Genomic DNA, 17,582 nt, shown 5'->3' on the forward strand with positions numbered 1-17,582 from the left:
CTAAACGTGGTATCATAGAAAAGACAAAACCACGCGTATACGTGGTTTCATAAGGAGAACCGATATGCCGAGATTTTTTACATCCGCCGTGCAGTTTGACGAAGCCGCGTCCGTAGGCTCTGCCGTCATAGACGGTGAAGACGGCCGCCACATCGCCCGCTCCCTGCGCATGCACACGGGCGACGCCCTCACGCTTTCGGACGGTGCCGGCACCGACTATACAGGCGAAATTGAAAGCATCACGGGCGATACCGTCATGGTGCGCCTTACCGATAAGTTTAAAAACAGAAGCGAGCCCACTCTGCGCGTCACGCTGTACCCCGGTATGCCGAAGGCTGATAAACTGGAGCTCATCACGCAAAAAGCCGTGGAGCTCGGCGTCACGAAGATTGTGCCCGTTTTGACTTCCCGCAGCGTTTCCCGGCCGGATGCAAAATCCGTTTCAAAAAAACAAGAGCGTTTGCAGCGCATCGCGCTTGAAGCCGCAAAGCAGAGCGGCCGCGGCATCATCCCGGAAATCGGTAAAATGACCGATTTAGAGTCCGCGCTCAAAACCGCACCCAGCAAAAAGATTTTATTCTACGAAGGCGGAGGCGAAGCGCTCGGCACGCTCGTCTCCCCCGATGAGGCCGAAGTTTCCGTCTTCATCGGCCCGGAGGGCGGCTTTGACGCTGCCGAAGTACAGCTCGCTAAACAATACGGCGCTACACCCGCCACGCTCGGCCCACGCATTTTAAGAACAGAAACCGCACCGCTTGCGGCGCTTTCCGTTTTAATGTACATCACGGGGAATATGCAATGAAAACAGTATTAGTCACCGGCGCGTCGGGTGAGATCGGCGCTGCCATCGCAAAAGAATTCGCCGCCGCAGGTTACGCCCTCGCGCTCCACGGCGCAAAGCACATTGAAAATGTAAATCAACTTGCCGAAACTTTCAAATCAAACGGCATCGAAGCCTATCCCGTCTGCGGCGACCTTTCCGACCCCGCCGCATGTGAACACGTATGGGCGGACACCGAAAAAAAACTCGGGCATATTGACGTTCTCGTCAACGCCGCCGGCATCTCGCTCGTCGATTTTTTCGACACCATGACGTCCGCACAGTGGAAAACTTTGTGTGACACGAATCTGTCCTCCGCCGTTTACCTCTCTCAATGCGCGTCCCGCTCCATGATCCGCCAAAAATCCGGCGCTATCGTCAATGTCTCGTCCATTTGGGGCGTGAGCGGCGCGGCAATGGAAGTCGCATATTCCGCCGCCAAGGCCGGTATGCTCGGGCTCACCCGCGCACTGGCCTTGGAGCTCGCCCCGTCGAACATCACCGTCAATGCCGTCGCACCCGGCTATATCGATACCAAAATGAACGCCCATTTGTCCGAAGACGAGAAAAAAGCGCTGTGCGAGGAGATTCCCCTCGGGCGTGCAGGCACTCCGGCAGAGGTCGCCGCAGGCGTCAGATTTTTAGCCGAAAGCCCGTACATCACCGGTGAAACGCTCGTCATTTCGGGCGGCTGGCGTTAAGGAGAATATTTACCATGTCCAATCAAATCGATGCTTATTCCTTCGCACTCGGCGTGTGCGAGGCATTCTGCGAGGTTGTCCGTGCCGGCGTAAAGCGCATCGCGCTCAGCCACCCGTTCACAGAAGACGAACTTCAAAACGCACTCGGCGCAGATTTTCTCCCCGCGTGTGAAGAAATCGCCCGAAAGTACGGCTGCAAAGCGTATTATTTAAAAGAACCGCTCATCACCGACCTTTTCCCGGTCTCGTTGAACCGCGGCAAGCAAAACGTCGTTTTCTACCGCGAAGACCGTGACCTTAAAGAAATCTTAAGCATCCAACACGATAAGCAAGCCCTCATCGCCGAAAACAACTATACGAGCGAAAACCGCCGCCAAATCGCCGTGCGTTACGGGCATCTGCTCTCGTACAGCGACGAAGCCATCGCTCGCTATTTAGCGCAAAATACAGAACTCGAGTAATCAAAGGAGCACCCCTATGTCCATGATCCTCAACAAAGAGCTGCCGAACCCGGCGGCCCTCAAAGCCGAATTTCCCGTCCCGGAGCACATCAAAAAAATCAAAGCCGCGCGCGATAAAGAGATTGCCGCCGTGTTCCGCGGAGAGTCCGATAAATTTCTCGTCATCGTCGGCCCCTGCTCGGCGGATAACGAAGAAAGCGTCTGCGAATACACCCGCCGCCTTGCCCGTGTGAACGAGCAGGTGAAAGACCGCCTCATTCTGATTCCACGCATCTACACCAATAAGCCCCGCACCACGGGCGAGGGCTATAAGGGCATGCTGCACCAGCCGGACCCCGATAAAGCCCCTGACCTGCTCGGCGGCATCATCGCCATCCGCAAAATGCACATGCGCGCCATTGAGGAGACCGGCCTCACATGCGCGGATGAAATGCTGTACCCCGAAAACCGCAGCTATTTGGATGACCTTCTGTCCTACGAAGCCATCGGCGCGCGCTCGGTCGAAAACCAGCAGCACCGTCTGACTGCAAGTTCCATGGATATCCCCGCCGGCATGAAAAACCCCACCTCCGGCGATCTTTCCGTCATGATGAACTCCATCAAAGCCGCCCAAAGCGCGCACAACTTCATCTATCGCGGGTGCGATGTCACCACCACCGGCAATCCGCTCGCCCACGCTATTTTGCGCGGCGGCGTTGATAAATACGGCACAACTATCCCGAACTATCACTACGAGGATTTAAAGCGTCTCGCTTCCCTCTACGAAAAAAGCGGGCTCGAAAATCCCGCCTGCGTCGTGGATGTCAACCACTCGAATTCCGGCAAAAAGTTCAAAGAGCAGATCCGCATCGTCAGCGAGGTGCTGCACAGCCGTTCTTACGACCCCGCCATACACAAGCTCGTCAAGGGCGTCATGATTGAAAGCTATCTCTTCGAGGGCGCGCAGAAGATTTGCCCGGAGATGATCCACGGCAAATCCATCACAGACCCCTGCCTCGGCTGGGAAGACACCGAAAAGCTGCTTTACAGCATCGCGGAAAAAGCGTAAAGGGAGTTGTAAGATGAAACTGTACGTCACACGCCACGGCGAAACACCCATGAACGCTGCGCACCGCGTCTGCGGCCTCACGAATATCGACCTCACCGAAAAAGGCATCGCGCAGGCAAAAGAAGCCGGGCGCAGCCTCCAAGATAAAGGCATCAAGCGCATCATCGCCTCCCCGCTTCTGCGCGCCCAACACACCGCAAGGCTCATCGCAGACGAGATCGGCATAGATACCATCGAGACCGAACAGCGGCTCATCGAGCAAAACTACGGCATCTACGAAAATACCGACTGGGACGGCGAAGCGTTCAACGCAAATAAGCGCGAGTTCGCCGTACGTTACCCCGGCGGCGAATCCATGCTGGACTTAGCCGGTCGGCTCTACCCGTTTTTAAACAAGCTGAAAGCCGAAAACGGCCCCACCACGCTCCTCGTCTGCCACGGCGGCATCTGCCGCATGATCCGCACCTACTTCTTAGATGTCAAAAACACCGACTACGCCGCCTTCAAGCTTCCAAACTGCGGCATCATGGAGTTTGATCTGTAAAAAGAGCATCTCGGCTATAGACGGGTGTCCGTAAAACAGTTAATCCTCCGTATGGCTTAGACCATGCGGAGGATTTGTTTATGTCTAATCTTCCAACTTGCTGGCGGCAAACGGTTTGTCAAAACCGTTTGCAGACGGCAAGTCCACAGGGGATAGCCGCTTTAGCGGCGCAAGGGGGTGTAGCCACCTTGACGGAACGAAGTGACGAAACATTCTCGGTCGTGCAGTTTTCTTCTGCTGACCGGGAATGAAGCTCCGCAGGACGCACTACTCTCGATAGAGAGTATAGAAGTGCGCCCTTTAGTTCCTAAAGGGATTTTATCAGTTCGACAAACTTGAATTTTCAAATTAGTCTTTGCAAATAACCTTTGAACCTTCACCATCAATTACAATTCCCTGATGGTTGTTAATAGGGCATAGATTCAAATCCGAAAATTCAGTCATTATTTTCTCGGTAACTTTCTTAAATGGTGCTGTAAGATAATGCGGAAGAACATAGAAATCAATCAAATCAAGCCCTGCATCATCTTCTTGTGAGTAGTCCTCCGGCTTTTCATCCATTTGCTCGATATATTGGATGCTTGGAGCGCATATAATCGCACCTGCCGATTCACCAATCATCAGTTTTCCCTTTGCCAATTCTTTTTTCAACAGCTCATCCGTTCCCGTTTTACGGAGCTGGTCTATAAGGAAAAAAGAATTTCCGCCGGTAAAATATATCACATCCGCATCTTCAAAAACAGACTGTATCGTTGAATAAGCCTCCGTTGAAATATCAATTTCAGTTACGATTGCTCCCAACTTTTTGAATAATTTTCGAGCCGAGCCAACATAACCGGTGTAGCCTTCACGCAGTGAAGCTGTTGGAATAAATGCGACTTTCTTACTTTCAATTTCTTCCTTTATCAGACTTCCTACACTTGAGAAGTGCGAACATAAAAATAGTTTCATCAATATTCTCCTTTATAAATCACGATTTATTGCTCGCTTTTCGTATTCAAATTATACCATAAACTTGTGAACAGTTCTACCGCAACTTTGGAATATATGAGAAAAGTCCGAACAGTTTTCTGCCCGGACTTCCTCACTCAATCGTAAATCAATTCGATTTTCACAATTTCCTCTGCCTGTGCCTTGCAAGCGTTCATCTGCCGTACCCATTCCATTTGGTGTCGGCTTTCAGTTTCTCGGTCACGCCGTTTCGCTTCGCCAGCTCCGGCACGATCAGCTCCATGCGGTTTCGTGCCGCTTCGTCAATCTTAGTGCAATACTGTCTTACGTACACCCAGCTATGCCGAGATGCTTTTTGCTTTACGCTTCCGTCGCAGTGCCATGCTGCGGGTCGTGCTCGCGTTTGATGCAGCGGTCAAGCCACTTGCCTCGCAAATAATAAATAACAAAGATCACCGCCGTGATGACCCATGATACCGGGTAGTTCATCGCGACCATCTGCATCGTGTGCCAATATGGAACCATAAGCAATATCCACACGACGCGCAGACCGCATACGCCGATGCAGGTGATAAGCATCGGCTGCAAAGCCTCGCCGGCACCGCGAATCGCGCCGGACAAAATCTCGATAAAAACAAACGTAAAGTAAGACGGCGCCAATACCAAACAGAACTGCGCACCGATATTTACAACCTCCGCATCGCCCGTAAAGAACATCAAAAGCTGATAGCGGAAAATAAACAGCAGCGCGGAAAGCGCGATGATCGTACCAAGGCACATGCTAAGGCCCACACGCGTGCAGCGCTTCATGCGGTCATATTGGCGTGCGCCGAAATTCTGCCCGGCAAATGTCGTCACCGCAATGCCAAACGCGTTCATCACCATCCAGATAAAGCCGTCAATCTTGCCGATGGCCGCCCAGGCCGCGATAGCCGTCGTGCCAAAGCTGTTGATGCTCGCCTGAATGAGGATATTCGAGAATGAATACATCACAGACTGCAAGCCGGCCGGCAAGCCGATGCGGACCACATTCTTTAGAATGTCCTTGTGAAAGCGAATTTTGCGCAGTTCCACACGGTATGCTTCCTGCGTGCCCATCAGGCGGATCATCAAAAGCACGGCGCTGATCAGCTGCGATAAAACCGTCGCAAACGCTACACCGAACACACCCCAGTGAAACACCACCACGAACAACAAATCGAGTACCACGTTTGCAAGGCAGCACACAATCAAAACGTACAGCGGCATACGGCTGTCGCCGATGGCGCGCAGAACACCTGTGCCGATATTATAAATCAGGTTGCCGATGATGCCAAGATAATATACGTTCATGTACAAAACCGCGTCATCCATGATGTCGTCCGGCACACCCATCGCCAGCATTGTCGGGCGCGCCGTCACAATGCCGATGACCATAATGACAACGCCGCCCGCCACCGCCAGCGCCATGGACGTGTGGACAGATTTAGAAAGATTTTCGCGGTCGTTTGCGCCGAAATATTGCGAAATAATGACCGTCGCGCCGGAAGCTACGCCGACAAAAAAGCCTACAAGCAGGTTGATGACCGTGCCCGTCGTGCCCACAGCCGCCAACGCCTCGGTGCCGACAAACTGACCGACAATGATCGTGTCAACCGTGTTATACAACTGCTGAAAAAAAGTGCCGATCAAGATCGGAAAGAAGAAAAGCAAAAGCTGTTTCCAAATAACACCTTCCGTGATTCCGTTTTTTGTTTTTTCCAAATGTCCTCCCCCTTTGATACCCTATAACGCCTATTCTTAAACCGCGCTCTAAACACGCATACGCCCATTCTAACACCTTTTCTCCCATTTTTCAAGCGGTTACAAAAATAAAAGTACGAAATAGGATTTTAATTTGACATCTCAGGAGATAGCCGCACCCGTTTCCCGGCGCGTATATTTCAATCCTACCGTACGCAAAGCTTTTCGCGCGTGACTCGTCGACAACTCCGCCGCCGGAAAGCTGTTCGGTAAACGGAACGACAAAGGCAAACTTTTTAGTTACTAAAAAGCGCCCGCAGGGTCAAACCTTGCAGGCGCTTTCACTTTACTTTTCTTTACTCCACATACGTAACGGGGAATTTCTTCTCCTTCACAGGCGTTTCTGCTGCCGCATAACCGATGGCCGCAATGCCGAATACCTTGTGGTTCTCCGGCACGCCGAACTCCGTCAAAACGGCGCGCACCTCAGGCACGTCGCACGTGTCAGAAAGCTGGTTGATCCACACAGTACCAAGCCCCATGGAATGCGCCGCGAGGAAGATATTTTCAAGCGCGCAAGCGTTGTCCCAGGAAGTGATACCCGTGTCGCCAATCAGCTCGTTCGACGGAATGATAAGCGCGGCGGGCTTATACATGTCGTACTTCTCGTTGCCGAGCGCCTTGCCCACAGCCGCCGCAAGCTTCGCGATTTTCTCGCGATTTAAAACAGCAGAAAAATGCCATGTCTGGCGGTTCATCGCGCTCGGTGCATGCACAGCGCACTGCAAAAGCGTATCGATCTTTTCTCTCTCCACCGGGCGGTCGTCATACGCGCGGACACTGCAGCGGGTCAAAATGTTCTGAATCACTTCATTCGTCATAAAAACGCTTCCTCTCTTTGATTTTTCGGGTCTGTACCCTTATTTTTAAGCGGTCATCCGCTTATTGACTCAAAATTTCTCCGCCAAAAGCACGGCGATTTTCTCTAAAAATGCCTCATCTTCTGCGGTAAAGCGATTTTCAAACGGGCTGTCCACATCCAAAACAGCATAGACTTTTCCGTCTTTCATCACCGGCACCACAAGCTCCGCACGGCTCGCGCTGTCGCAGGCAATATGCCCCGGGAACGCGTGCACGTCCGCTACGCGCAGCGTTTTCTTCTCCGCAAGCGCTGTGCCGCACACGCCGCGCCCCGCTTTAATGCGGATGCACGCCGGTTTACCCTGAAATGGCCCCAACAGCAAATTACCGTCCGGCTGCACCGTGTAAAAGCCCACCCAGTTGATGTTTTTCAGTGTTAGATTCAACAGTGCCGAAAGGTTCGCCATGTTCGGCACAAGCTCCGGCTCGTCTTCAATGAGTGCCTTCGCCTGCAAAACGACGTCTTCATACGTCCCGCTGCCTTGAAGCTCAAAACTCATTTTTTATACTCCTTGTAAACAAAGCGTTGACTTCATCGTGCGCATTTTCGCCTTTATACAACACATTGTATACCGCGCGGCAAATCGGTAAATCGGCTGAAACCGTCTTGCCAAGGCGCAAAAGCGCGTCCACGGCGTAATAGCCCTCCGCCAAATCGGTGTACGGCTCGTTTTTCACAAACTTCTCGCCGAACATGCGGTTGTGCGAATACGGCGAAAACAGCGTCGCTTCGTAGTCGCCGAGGTGACAAAGCCCGTAAGCCGAAAGCTCGTTGCCGCCTAAAGCGTCAATCAGCCGCGCAATCTCACGCGTGCCGCGCGCCATCAAAGCGCCTTTTAACGTCGAAAGCCCGAGGCCGTCCAGCATACCGGCAGCAATGCCGACGACATTCTTCGCCGCCGCACCGATCTCATTGCCGATGAGGTCCTGTCCGTAGTAAAAGCGAATGAGGTCGCTGCCGAATGATTCCACCAGCGTCTTTTTTGCGTCTTCGCTGTCGCTGTCAATGACCATGCAGTTCGGCACACCAGCCGCAAACTCCTGTACATGGCCGGGACCAACCCAAACGGCGACCGCGTTCGAGTTGTCACACTCCGCGGCACACACCTGGGAAAGCCGCATGCCGGTTTCAATCTCCACGCCTTTCATGCACAGCACGAAAATTTTATTTTTCAGCTCAAACGGCTGAAGCTCGCGCATCAGGCCGCGCAGGCCCTGCGAGTTGACGGAGATTACAATCACGTCGCTGTCTTTCACAGCGTCCAAAGAATTTGTCAAATGTAAGGTTTCGGGCAGCTCTACAAGCCCGTTCGTACGGGTTTCGATGAGCTTTTGCATGTGGGCAGAGCTTTTCCGCCCGTAAAGGGAAACACTGTGGCCGATCTTATCGAGGTACCACGCGATAAACGTGCCCCAACGGCCGCAGCCGATAACGGTAATTTTCATAGGGAATGCTAAGGTCCTTCCAAAGGGGTAATGTAAGCGCGAAATTCAAATCACAGCTCTGTAAATAAATCTTTTGCGTCTTTGGCGTAAATGATGCCGGAAACGACGGCGAGCAAGGTTGCAATCGCCATCACGACAAGATTTACCCATGTAAATATCGGAGAAAGCGTCTCCGTCGGCAAAGCCAAAATGCCGTATGCGCCAAGGTCGAGAATGTACTGCGTCAACAGCACGATGCAGATTGCGACAATCTGCGACACGGTTTTCGCCTTGCCCCAGTTGTTCGCCGGGATCACCCTGCCCTGCTCCACCGCAATAAGGCGGATGGACGTCACGGCAAATTCGCGGACCATAATAAGGAGCACAAATACCGTGTTCGTCATGCCGTTCGCCACAAAGCAGACAAGCGCCGACATCACCATGATCTTATCGGCCAAGGGGTCCATCAGCTTGCCGAAATTTGTGATGAGGTGATCGCGCCGCGCGATTTTGCCGTCCAAGTGATCGGTGTACGACGCAATGCCGAAAATTGCCAGCGCCACTAAATTGCGGTGTGGGAATATGTCGCCAGAAAGCAGCATGAAAAGCACAAAAAACGGTACTAAGATGATGCGCAGTATCGTCAGTTTATTCGGTAAATTCATAGCGGTTCTCCCGTTTAGACGCGCGTACCGAACAGGTCGCCGTCAATGGCCTCGTCCACGTGCACCGTTACCATTTCACCGTAGTACGGCTTCGTTTCCGCAGAGAAAAACACCTTGCCGTCAATGTCCGGCGCGTCCATGGCGCTGCGGCCGAACCAGCATTCGGCGTAGCGGTCAAAGCCCTCCGTCAACACGGTGATGTCCCCCCCAACCTGCTTTTCGCCAAGGCGGTCCATAATGTTCATCTGTGATTCCATGATGATCTCCGCGCGGTGGTTCTTCACCTCGTCGTCGATCTGGTCGGGCATCAAAGCCGCCGGCGTGCCCTCCTCCTGCGAATAGGCAAAGCAACCGAGGCGCTCAAATTCAATGTCTTTCACAAATTCCGCAAGCTCGGTGAATTCCTCCTCCGTCTCGCCCGGGAAACCCGTAATAAGCGTTGTGCGCAGCGTCACGCCCGGAATCTTCTCGCGGATTTTCTTCATCAGCGCCGTCAGGCTCTCACGGTCGCCGGTGCGGTTCATGCGCTTTAAAACGCGTGCGGAAGCGTGCTGCAGCGGCAGATCGATATACTTCACAATCTTCTCTTCCTCCGCCATCGTCTCCAAAAGCTCATCCGTCAAAGCGTCCGGGTAACAATAGAGCACGCGCAGCCACTTGAGGCCGTCAATTTTGCACAGGCGGCGCATCAGCTTTGCAAGGGAATATTCGCCGTACAAGTCAATGCCGTAGCGGGTCGTGTCCTGCGCAATGAGGATAAGCTCCTTCGCGCCGTTTTCAACGAGACCGCGCGCTTCTTCCTCGATGCTCTCCATCGTGCGGCTGCGGTAGCCGCCGCGGATCATCGGAATCGCACAGTAAGTACATTTGTTGTCGCAGCCCTCTGCAATCTTGATATACGCAAAATAGCTCGGGGTCGAAAGCTCGCGCTCGCCGCACAGCGGCATTTTGCTCTTTTCGGGAAAGCTCTCCGTAAAATCATTCATTGCACTTTCAATGCACGCCGCAATGTCCGCGTTCGCGCCGATGCCGAACACGCCGTCCACCTCGGGCAGCTCTTTGTGAATTTCCTCGCGGTAGCGCTCCGCAAGACATCCCGTCACCACAATCTTCTTGATGCGGCCCTCTTTTTTCAGCGTCGCAAGCTCCAGAATTTCATCGATAGATTCCTGCTTCGCGCTGTCGATAAAGCCGCAGGTATTCACGATTGCAACGTCTGCAAGCGCAGCGTCATCGCACAACTCAAAGCCCGCGTTTTTCAGGTTCGCCATCAGCATTTCGCCGTCCACCTGGTTTTTGGCACAGCCAAGGCTGACCATTCCCACTTTAATTGCCATGTATATAACCCTTTCTCGGTGCATATCCAAGCCTTAGACATGCCCTTATATAATTTCTGTTTTGCCGCTACCTATTTTAGCAGAAAACGAGCGGCTTTTCAATCGAAATGCCGCCCGTTCACAAAAATCATACAATTATACGCGCAAAAACACGCTTGCCGCCCGGAAATCATGCCTTTTTTGCGCACCCTGTCCGTCTCGCGCAACGCACAAAACAGCCCTGCAACCAAAGCAGCGCCGTTTTACGGTCATTCTTCTGAATTTAAGACAGAGAAGATCTCGTCGAAACCGTAGCCGTAGCGCTGCAAGGCGGCTACGGCACGGCGGCGCACTTTTTCGTCTTCGCGCGCCATGGGATACTTTCGCTCCAAAATGGCGCGGATGTTTTCCTCTGTTTCCGAACGTTCTGTGGAAAACTCGTCCATCACCGCGGCGATGAGCGCGTCGTCAATGCCCTTTTGGCGCAGCTCCTGCTTTACGCGGCGCGCGCCGAATCTTTTGCGTGTGAAAAGCTCGTTTGCAAGGCGGCGGGCGTAGTCCTCGTCATTTAGTAAGCCCAGCTCTTCCATGTGCTCCACGGCGCTGCGGGCAGCCTCGCGGTCAAATTCCGCGCGGGTGATCTTATTTTCCAACTCTTTTTTGGAGTGGGCGCGGTGCTCCAAAAGGTACAGCGCCTTTTCCTCGGCGCGGTGCTTTGCGGAGGCCTGCAAAAGCGCGTGCAGCTCCTCGTCGTCGAGCTCGTCGCCGATAGAAATGCCGCAGCGCAAAAGCGTTTCCGTGTCCACCTTCACCGCCGCTTCTCCGTCAATATAAAGCTGCGAAAGTCTGTGGCGGCGCGGGGCGATGTCCGTAATCTTCATTATTCGTCGTCATCGACCGTGATGTCGATGTCCGCCTGCACGTTCTTGCGGGTGTTCTCCGCCTGCTCGGGGGATTCTTCCTCCTCGGCCTTTTCAACGGGCTTCGGCGCACTGCCGCCCTTGATGGACTTTGCGTAGAGTTTATCCGCGTTCTGACGGACGAGCTCGGAAATTTCCTCAAAAATATCCGGGTTGTCGCGCAGGAAGTTCTTCGCGTTGTCGCGGCCCTGACCGATACGCGTGCCGTTGTAGGAGAACCACGCGCCGCTCTTCTGCACGATCTCGAGCCTTTCGGCAAGGTCAAGCAGGTCGCCGACCTTCGAGATGCCCTGCCCGTACATGATGTCGAATTCGACCTCACGGAACGGCGGCGCAACCTTGTTTTTCACAACCTTGACCTTTGTGCGGGAGCCGATGATGTCGGTACCGCTCTTCAAAACCTCCTTCTTGCGCACATCGAGACGCACGGAGGAGTAGAATTTCAGCGCACGGCCGCCCGGCGTGACCTCCGGATTGCCGTAGACAACGCCGACTTTTTCGCGCAGCTGGTTGATGAAAATGGCGACGCAGTTTGACTTCGAGATGGCACCGGCAAGCTTTCTTAACGCCTGCGACATCAAACGCGCCTGCAAGCCGACGTGGCTGTCGCCCATTTCGCCCTCGATCTCCGCGCGCGGAACGAGCGCTGCCACGGAGTCCACAACGATAACATCGATGGCGTTGGAGCGCACGAGCGCCTCGGTGATCTCGAGCGCCTGTTCGCCGGTATCCGGCTGCGAAACGAGCAGAGAATCCACGTCTACGCCGAGCGCGGACGCATAGACCGGGTCAAGTGCGTGCTCCACGTCGATAAACGCCGCGTTGCCGCCCATTTTCTGGCCTTCGGCGACGCAGTGGAGCGCCAAGGTGGTCTTACCGGAGGATTCCGGCCCGTAGATCTCAATGATTCTGCCGCGCGGCAGACCGCCGATGCCGAGCGCGAGGTCCAGCGAAAGAGAGCCGGTGGAGATCGCATCCACGTGCATGCCGTTGTTCTGGCCAAGGCGCATGACAGCGCCCTCGCCGAACTGCTTTTTAATCTGCGTCAACGCAGTCTCAAGCGCTTTGCGCTTGTCTTCGGGCTTGATGTCCTCCACTTTTTTGCTTACGGGGCTTTTATTTTCCTTCGCCATGGTTATATCCTCACTTCTTTTGAAATTTGGGTTATGGTTCCTGATTGATTGTGTTTCCGTCGAGCGTGGTTAAAGTTTTCGCCAACCTTTTTCAAAAGGCTGTGGTTTCCAAAGGTGAAACTCTTTTTTTACTGCCTCTATTATACTAAATCCGTCGAAAAAAAGCAACGGTTTTCTCGAACATATTTTCTTTTCTTGCTGAGATGAGCGAAAAAGCGACAGTTAAGAGGACATCACAGGATATCGGCGGACATCTTTTTGCGCAAAAAGGGCAGAACCCCGGAGAAAACCGGAACTCTGCCCTTTTTTAGCTTATGTAGAAATTACAGACCGAGCAGTTCGGTTGCCGCTTTCTCCATTTTTGCGATGATCTCATCGGACTCTGCGACGGTTTTACCCTTGCCGGAGAGGTAAATTTTGATCTTCGGCTCTGTGCCGGACGGGCGGACGATGAGCTTGCTGCCGTTCTCCAGACGATACTCGAGTACGTTGGACTTCGGAAGCGTGATCTCCGTCTTCTCCGCGCCCTCTGTGCGCACGGAAAGCTGATAGTCGCTGTCGCCGACAACCTTGAAACCGGCAATCTCTGCCGGAGCGTTGTGGCGCAGATGATCCATGATGGAATTCATCTTCTTCATGCCGTCTTCGCCCTCAAACGCGAAGTTGCACAGGGCGTTCTTGTAGTAGCCATACTTTTCGTACAGAACATTGATGGCATCGACGAGCGTCATGCCCTTTTCTTTGTAGTAGGAAGCCATTTCGCAGATGATCATGCTGCCGTCCACGGCGTCCTTATCGCGCACATAGCCGCCGGAGAGGTAGCCGTAGCTCTCTTCAAAGCCGAGCAGGTAGCGCTCCGGGTGGCCTTCGCTCTCAAGCAACGCAATCTGGTCGCCGATATACTTAAAGCCGGTAAGGGTACGGCGAATTTCAATGCCGTAATCCTTCGCGATGTCGTTGACCATATCGGTGGAAACAATCGTCGTGACCGCGACCGGGTCCTTCGGCATGGTGCCGAGTTCCGTTTTGCACTGTGCAATAAAGTTCAGGAGCAGAATGCCCACTTCGTTGCCGGTCATGAGCACATACTCGCCGTGCTGGTTGACGGCGATGCCTACGCGGTCACAGTCCGGATCGGTCGCGAGCAGCAGGTCGGGCTTTACGGTCTTGCAGAGGTCAAGGCCCTTCTGGAGTGCTTCGCGGATTTCCGGGTTCGGGTACGGGCAGGTGGGGAAGTTGCCGTCCGGCTCGCTCTGCTCCGGCACAACGGTGATATCCTTCACGCCGATGCGGTCGAGGATACGCAGCACGCACATTTTGCCGCTGCCGTTGAGCGGGGTGTAGACGAGCTTGAGGTTATCCGCCGGCTTACCGAGGATGCTCACGCCGTAAACCGCGTCGATGAACGCGTTGACGGTCTCTACGCCAATATATTCCGCCTTGCCGGAAGCAAGGGCCTCCTCAAACGGGATTTTCTTCACGTCCGCGAAAATATCAAGCGCTTCGATCTCCGCCATAATGCCGTCTGCCATGCCTTCCGTTACCTGACAGCCGTCGTTGCCGTAGGCCTTATAGCCGTTGTACTTTGCCGGATTGTGGCTTGCGGTAACGCAGATGCCTGCATCACAGTGCAGGTGACGCACAGCGAAGGACAGCGCCGGGGTCGGCATGAGTTGCGGGTAGAGGTACGCCTTGATGCCGTTTGCGGCGAGCACCGCTGCGGACTCTTTGGAGAACAGCACGCCCTTGTTGCGGCTGTCGTGTGCAATGGCAACGGAAAGGGGCCTACCCTCCGTGTTGTGCTTATTCAGGTAGTTTGCAAGGCCCTGTGTCGCCTTGCGCACCGTGTAGACGTTCATTCGATTCGTGCCTGCGCCAATGACACCGCGAAGGCCGCCGGTGCCGAAGGCAAGGTCTCTGTAAAAACGGTCGTTTATCTCCTCGGGCTGATCCTTAACGGAAAGCAGCTCTTCTTTCAAGTCGGGATCGTCCAGTTCGACGCTAAGCCATCTTTCATACTCGGTCATACTCTATTCTTCCTTCCATGGTTTAAATTTTCGGCAGTGCGAAAAAACGTATCTGCCTTATGTTAAATGCGGATGACCCGCACCTACACGCTATAATTAGATTACCATTTTATCTGTGCAATGTCAATGACAAATTGCGTCTCTCCATGTCAATTTATGTGTAAAATATTTGTTAGTATCCCGGCGGGCGAAATATCAACCAGTCCGCAGGTCGCGCGAAAGCCCGAGCAGGAGCCGGGATTTAAGATATACAGTCCGTCGTCGTAGGTCTCGAGCGCCTCGTGCGTATGGCCGAACAGCAAAAGATTCGCACCCGCCTCCCTTGCGGCGCACACAACGGTATAGAGCCCTGATTTCACATGGTAAAGGTGCCCGTGTGTGCAGAAAATTTTAGCGCCGTCAAGGTCTAAAATTTCGCGTACCGGCACGTCTGCGCAGCCGAGGTCACAGTTGCCGCGCACGGAGTAAAATGCGATATTCGGGAACAGGGCGCGCATCATTTGAAAATCGTTTTGCCCGTCGCCGAGAAAAATGACGGCATCCACGTCTCTGTGCTTCTCGAGCGTTTCACGCATATAGAGCGGCATGCCGTGGGAATCCGAAAAAACCAGCAGTTTCATGAAAATTCTCCTTCTTTTGAATTTAACACAGATGAGGTCTCATTTTTTCGCGCCGCGCATAAACTGTAAACGGAAGTTTCCCTAAAGGGAGGGTTTACCATGAACGAACGTGAAATGCAATCGCTTTTGACTTTGGCGGCGAAACGGCTGCACACCACGCCGGAAGCGCTGCGCGCCGCCGCCGAAAACGGCGACCTGCAGAACATTACGGGCGGTCAAAATAACGCGGCGGCTTCGCAGCTAAACCGCGTTTTAAGCGACCCGGAGGCCGCGAAAAAGCTGCTTTCCACACCCGCCGCGCAGAAACTGTTTGAGGCTCTCGGCGGCAAAAAATAGAAAGGAGGTGAGCGGCGGTGGAAGACCTGGCCGCAGCCGTACAATCCATTTTAAACGACCCGCAAAGCATGGCGCAGCTGCAGGGCGTGATGAACTCGCTTGGCATGAATCCGCCGCAAGCCCCTGCCCCGGCTACGCCGCCGGTGCAGCAAAAACCGGCGGCCGCCGCACCGCTCAATTTGCTGAACACTCTAAACAGCAGCGATCCGATGACAGCGATGCTTTTGCGCGCCGCGCCGCTTTTGGCAAGCGCGAACCGCGAGGATGACTCCACGCGATTGCTTGCGGCGCTGCGCCCTTTGCTCGGCGAAGCACGGCAGAAAAAGCTGGATGAAGCCTCGAAAATTTTGAAGCTCTTGCACCTTTTGCCGCTTTTGAAAGAGAGCGGCGTTTTACAGAATATTCTTTGAGAAAGGCGGAGTAAAATGCCGAGTAACATGCCGGACGCACGCGCCGTGGAAGAAGCCTTGCGCCGCGCGCGGGAAATGCAGGGGCGCTCGGCGCATAACGCGCCGCCCCCGCCGGAAAAGCCAACGGAGGAATCGCCGCAGGGAAATGCGGAAACGTCAACTGAAATGCCGAAGGAATTTCAGGCTGCTCAGAATAGACCTCTTTCTCCTCTCGATACGCTGCTAAAAGACAAGGAGCGCACGCTTTTGCTTGCACTCCTCCTTTTGCTTTACAACGAAGGCGGCAGTGCGGAGCTTTTGTTCGCGCTCTTTTATCTGCTTATCTGATCTGACCGTCGCCGCGGATGATGAATTTGTAGGAAACGAGCTCATTCAAGCCCATGGGGCCTCTGGCGTGCAGTTTCTGCGTGGAGATGCCGATCTCCGCGCCGAGCCCAAGTTCGCCGCCATCCGTGAAGCGCGTGGACGCATTTACATAGACCGCCGCCGCATCGACCTGTGCCGTGAACCGCTCCGCCGCACGGAGGTTCTCGGTGATGATGCACTCGCTGTGGCCGGTAGAATACTGCGCAATGTGCGCGATAGCCGCGTCAAGGCTGTCTACGACGCGCACGGCTAAGATATAATCGAGGTATTCCGTTGCCCAGTCCGCTTCGGTCGCGGGTTTGGCTTCGGGCAGAAGTTCGCATGTGCGCTTATCGCCGCGCAGCTCTACGTTTTTCTCTTTGAGCTTATTTGAGATGACGGGCAGCGCCGCTTCGGCAATGTCCTTGTGCACCAAGATCGTTTCGATGGCGTTGCAGACGGACGGACGGGAGGTTTTCGCGTTGAAAATGATATTCGCCGCCATTTCGATGTCTGCGTCTTTGTCGACATATACGTGGCAGTTGCCGACGCCGGTCTCGATGACCGGTACCTTGGCGTTTTCCACCACGGCGCGGATAAGCCCTGCGCCGCCGCGCGGAATGAGCAAATCGAGGTATTCCGTCATGCCCATGAGCTCCACGCTGGACGCGCGGGAGGTATCCTGTACAAGCTGAACGCTGTCGCGCGGGAGGCCGGCGGATTCTATCGCATCGCGCAGAACCTCGGCGATGGCATTATTGGAGCGGAACGCTTCCTTGCCGCCGCGCAGAATAACGGCACTGCCCGCCATAAGGCACAGCGCAGCCGCGTCGCTCGTCACGTTCGGACGCGCTTCGTAAATGATGCCGATAACACCCATCGGCACCGTGATTTTTTCCACTTTAAGCCCTTTGGGGTTCGTTTCGCCGCTTAAAATGCGGCCCACGGGGTCGCGTTGGGCGGATACGTCTTCCACGCCCTTTGCCATGCCCTCAATGCGGGCAGGCGTGAGCGCCAAGCGGTCGAGCATGGCTTCGCTCATGCCGTTTTCTTTTGCGGCTTTAAGGTCTTCTTCGTTCGCGGCAAGAATTTCTGCCTGACGCGCGCGCAGGGCAGCCGCGGCGGCGTTTAATGCCGTGCGCTTTTTTTCGCCCGCGGTGCGCAGAACGGCGGCGGCTTTTTGGGCTGCGGCACCCATTTTTTGAAGTTCTGTCATA

The 17,582-nt window shown here is 54.2% G+C and carries 20 protein-coding genes and 1 pseudogene; 8 read left to right on the plus strand and 13 right to left on the minus strand.

Annotated elements, in window-relative coordinates:
- The first annotated feature begins 64 nt into the window (after positions 1–64).
- From R2K26_RS10145 to R2K26_RS10165, 5 genes are read left to right on the plus strand one after another with little or no spacing between them, the layout of a single operon-like run.
- Positions 65–802 carry a 16S rRNA (uracil(1498)-N(3))-methyltransferase gene (locus R2K26_RS10145; RefSeq protein ID WP_316520500.1) on the plus strand — a complete coding sequence of 246 codons (738 nt, stop codon included), beginning with the start codon at positions 65–67 and terminating at the stop codon, positions 800–802.
- Entirely contained in the window at positions 799–1,521 is a 723-nt protein-coding gene (ymfI, locus tag R2K26_RS10150) for an elongation factor P 5-aminopentanone reductase (protein WP_316520503.1), read from the plus strand. Before R2K26_RS10145 ends, ymfI begins: the two co-directional genes overlap by 4 nt.
- Positions 1,522–1,535: 14 nt before the next feature.
- Complete coding sequence (locus R2K26_RS10155) at positions 1,536–1,982, plus strand: hypothetical protein (protein WP_316520505.1); 447 nt, start codon at positions 1,536–1,538, stop codon at positions 1,980–1,982.
- A 16-nt stretch (positions 1,983–1,998) separates the two neighbouring features.
- Positions 1,999–3,030 carry a 3-deoxy-7-phosphoheptulonate synthase gene (locus tag R2K26_RS10160; RefSeq protein WP_316520508.1) on the plus strand — a complete coding sequence of 344 codons (1,032 nt, stop codon included), beginning with the start codon at positions 1,999–2,001 and terminating at the stop codon, positions 3,028–3,030.
- Between the two features lie 13 nt (positions 3,031–3,043).
- Complete coding sequence (locus R2K26_RS10165) at positions 3,044–3,574, plus strand: histidine phosphatase family protein (protein ID WP_316520511.1); 531 nt, start codon at positions 3,044–3,046, stop codon at positions 3,572–3,574.
- 348 nt (positions 3,575–3,922) lie between these two features.
- On the opposite strand, the gene R2K26_RS10170 is transcribed toward R2K26_RS10165, so the two are convergent.
- The 12 genes and pseudogenes from R2K26_RS10170 to R2K26_RS10225 all read right to left on the minus strand — a co-directional run bounded on the left by R2K26_RS10170 (position 3,923) and on the right by R2K26_RS10225 (position 15,274).
- Entirely contained in the window at positions 3,923–4,525 is a 603-nt protein-coding gene (locus R2K26_RS10170) for a Type 1 glutamine amidotransferase-like domain-containing protein (RefSeq protein ID WP_316520514.1), read from the minus strand.
- A gap of 137 nt (positions 4,526–4,662) precedes the next feature.
- Positions 4,663–4,847, minus strand: a pseudogene (locus tag R2K26_RS10175) (TnpV protein); the annotation flags it as partial.
- Positions 4,848–4,885: 38 nt separating this feature from the next.
- On the minus strand, positions 4,886–6,268 hold the full coding sequence (locus R2K26_RS10180; protein ID WP_316520517.1) for an MATE family efflux transporter: 1,383 nt from the start codon (positions 6,266–6,268) through the stop codon (positions 4,886–4,888).
- A gap of 335 nt (positions 6,269–6,603) precedes the next feature.
- Positions 6,604–7,128, minus strand: coding sequence for a nitroreductase family protein (locus tag R2K26_RS10185; protein WP_176819579.1), 525 nt, complete (start codon positions 7,126–7,128; stop codon positions 6,604–6,606).
- 69 nt (positions 7,129–7,197) lie between these two features.
- On the minus strand, positions 7,198–7,668 hold the full coding sequence (locus tag R2K26_RS10190; RefSeq protein ID WP_316520520.1) for a GAF domain-containing protein: 471 nt from the start codon (positions 7,666–7,668) through the stop codon (positions 7,198–7,200).
- Entirely contained in the window at positions 7,658–8,614 is a 957-nt protein-coding gene (locus tag R2K26_RS10195; protein WP_316520523.1) for an NAD(P)H-dependent glycerol-3-phosphate dehydrogenase, read from the minus strand. Before R2K26_RS10195 ends, R2K26_RS10190 begins: the two co-directional genes overlap by 11 nt.
- A 50-nt stretch (positions 8,615–8,664) precedes the next feature.
- Positions 8,665–9,258 (minus strand): CDP-diacylglycerol--glycerol-3-phosphate 3-phosphatidyltransferase, encoded by a 594-nt coding sequence (gene pgsA, locus R2K26_RS10200; RefSeq protein WP_316520526.1) that lies wholly within the window; start codon positions 9,256–9,258, stop codon positions 8,665–8,667.
- A 14-nt stretch (positions 9,259–9,272) separates the two neighbouring features.
- A complete protein-coding gene (rimO, locus tag R2K26_RS10205; RefSeq protein ID WP_316520528.1) occupies positions 9,273–10,595 on the minus strand; it encodes a 30S ribosomal protein S12 methylthiotransferase RimO in 1,323 nt (440 codons plus the stop codon).
- Positions 10,596–10,843: 248 nt separating this feature from the next.
- Complete coding sequence (locus R2K26_RS10210) at positions 10,844–11,455, minus strand: regulatory protein RecX (RefSeq protein ID WP_316520530.1); 612 nt, start codon at positions 11,453–11,455, stop codon at positions 10,844–10,846.
- Complete coding sequence (gene recA / locus R2K26_RS10215) at positions 11,455–12,627, minus strand: recombinase RecA (RefSeq protein WP_176819585.1); 1,173 nt, start codon at positions 12,625–12,627, stop codon at positions 11,455–11,457. The genes R2K26_RS10210 and recA overlap by 1 nt, the downstream gene beginning before the upstream one ends.
- A 323-nt stretch (positions 12,628–12,950) precedes the next feature.
- The gene (locus R2K26_RS10220; protein ID WP_316520533.1) at positions 12,951–14,654 is read right to left on the minus strand and encodes a phospho-sugar mutase; all 1,704 of its coding nucleotides are present in this window, start codon (positions 14,652–14,654) and stop codon (positions 12,951–12,953) included.
- A gap of 149 nt (positions 14,655–14,803) precedes the next feature.
- Positions 14,804–15,274, minus strand: a complete 471-nt coding sequence (locus R2K26_RS10225; RefSeq protein WP_316520535.1) for a metallophosphoesterase — start codon at positions 15,272–15,274, stop codon at positions 14,804–14,806.
- Positions 15,275–15,373: 99 nt separating this feature from the next.
- On the opposite strand from R2K26_RS10225, the gene R2K26_RS10230 reads away from it, so the two are divergent.
- The 3 genes from R2K26_RS10230 to R2K26_RS10240 are packed head-to-tail and all read left to right on the plus strand — an operon-like array spanning position 15,374 to position 16,347.
- Positions 15,374–15,610: a hypothetical protein gene (locus R2K26_RS10230; RefSeq protein ID WP_316520538.1), complete on the plus strand. Its 237-nt coding sequence runs from the start codon at positions 15,374–15,376 to the stop codon at positions 15,608–15,610.
- 17 nt (positions 15,611–15,627) lie between these two features.
- Positions 15,628–16,020 (plus strand): hypothetical protein, encoded by a 393-nt coding sequence (locus tag R2K26_RS10235; RefSeq protein WP_316520540.1) that lies wholly within the window; start codon positions 15,628–15,630, stop codon positions 16,018–16,020.
- 15 nt (positions 16,021–16,035) lie between these two features.
- The gene (locus R2K26_RS10240) at positions 16,036–16,347 is read left to right on the plus strand and encodes a hypothetical protein (RefSeq protein WP_316520542.1); all 312 of its coding nucleotides are present in this window, start codon (positions 16,036–16,038) and stop codon (positions 16,345–16,347) included.
- Here R2K26_RS10240 and R2K26_RS10245 read toward each other — a convergent pair.
- On the minus strand, positions 16,340–17,581 hold the full coding sequence (locus tag R2K26_RS10245) for a glutamate-5-semialdehyde dehydrogenase (RefSeq protein ID WP_316520545.1): 1,242 nt from the start codon (positions 17,579–17,581) through the stop codon (positions 16,340–16,342). The two genes, R2K26_RS10240 and R2K26_RS10245, sit on opposite strands and share 8 nt — an antisense overlap.
- Between the last annotated feature and the right edge of the window lies 1 nt (position 17,582).

Origin of the sequence: Neglectibacter sp. CSJ-5, assembly GCF_032490475.1 — a bacterium.
GTDB classification, from domain to species: Bacteria; Bacillota; Clostridia; order Oscillospirales; family Acutalibacteraceae; genus Hominenteromicrobium; species Hominenteromicrobium mulieris.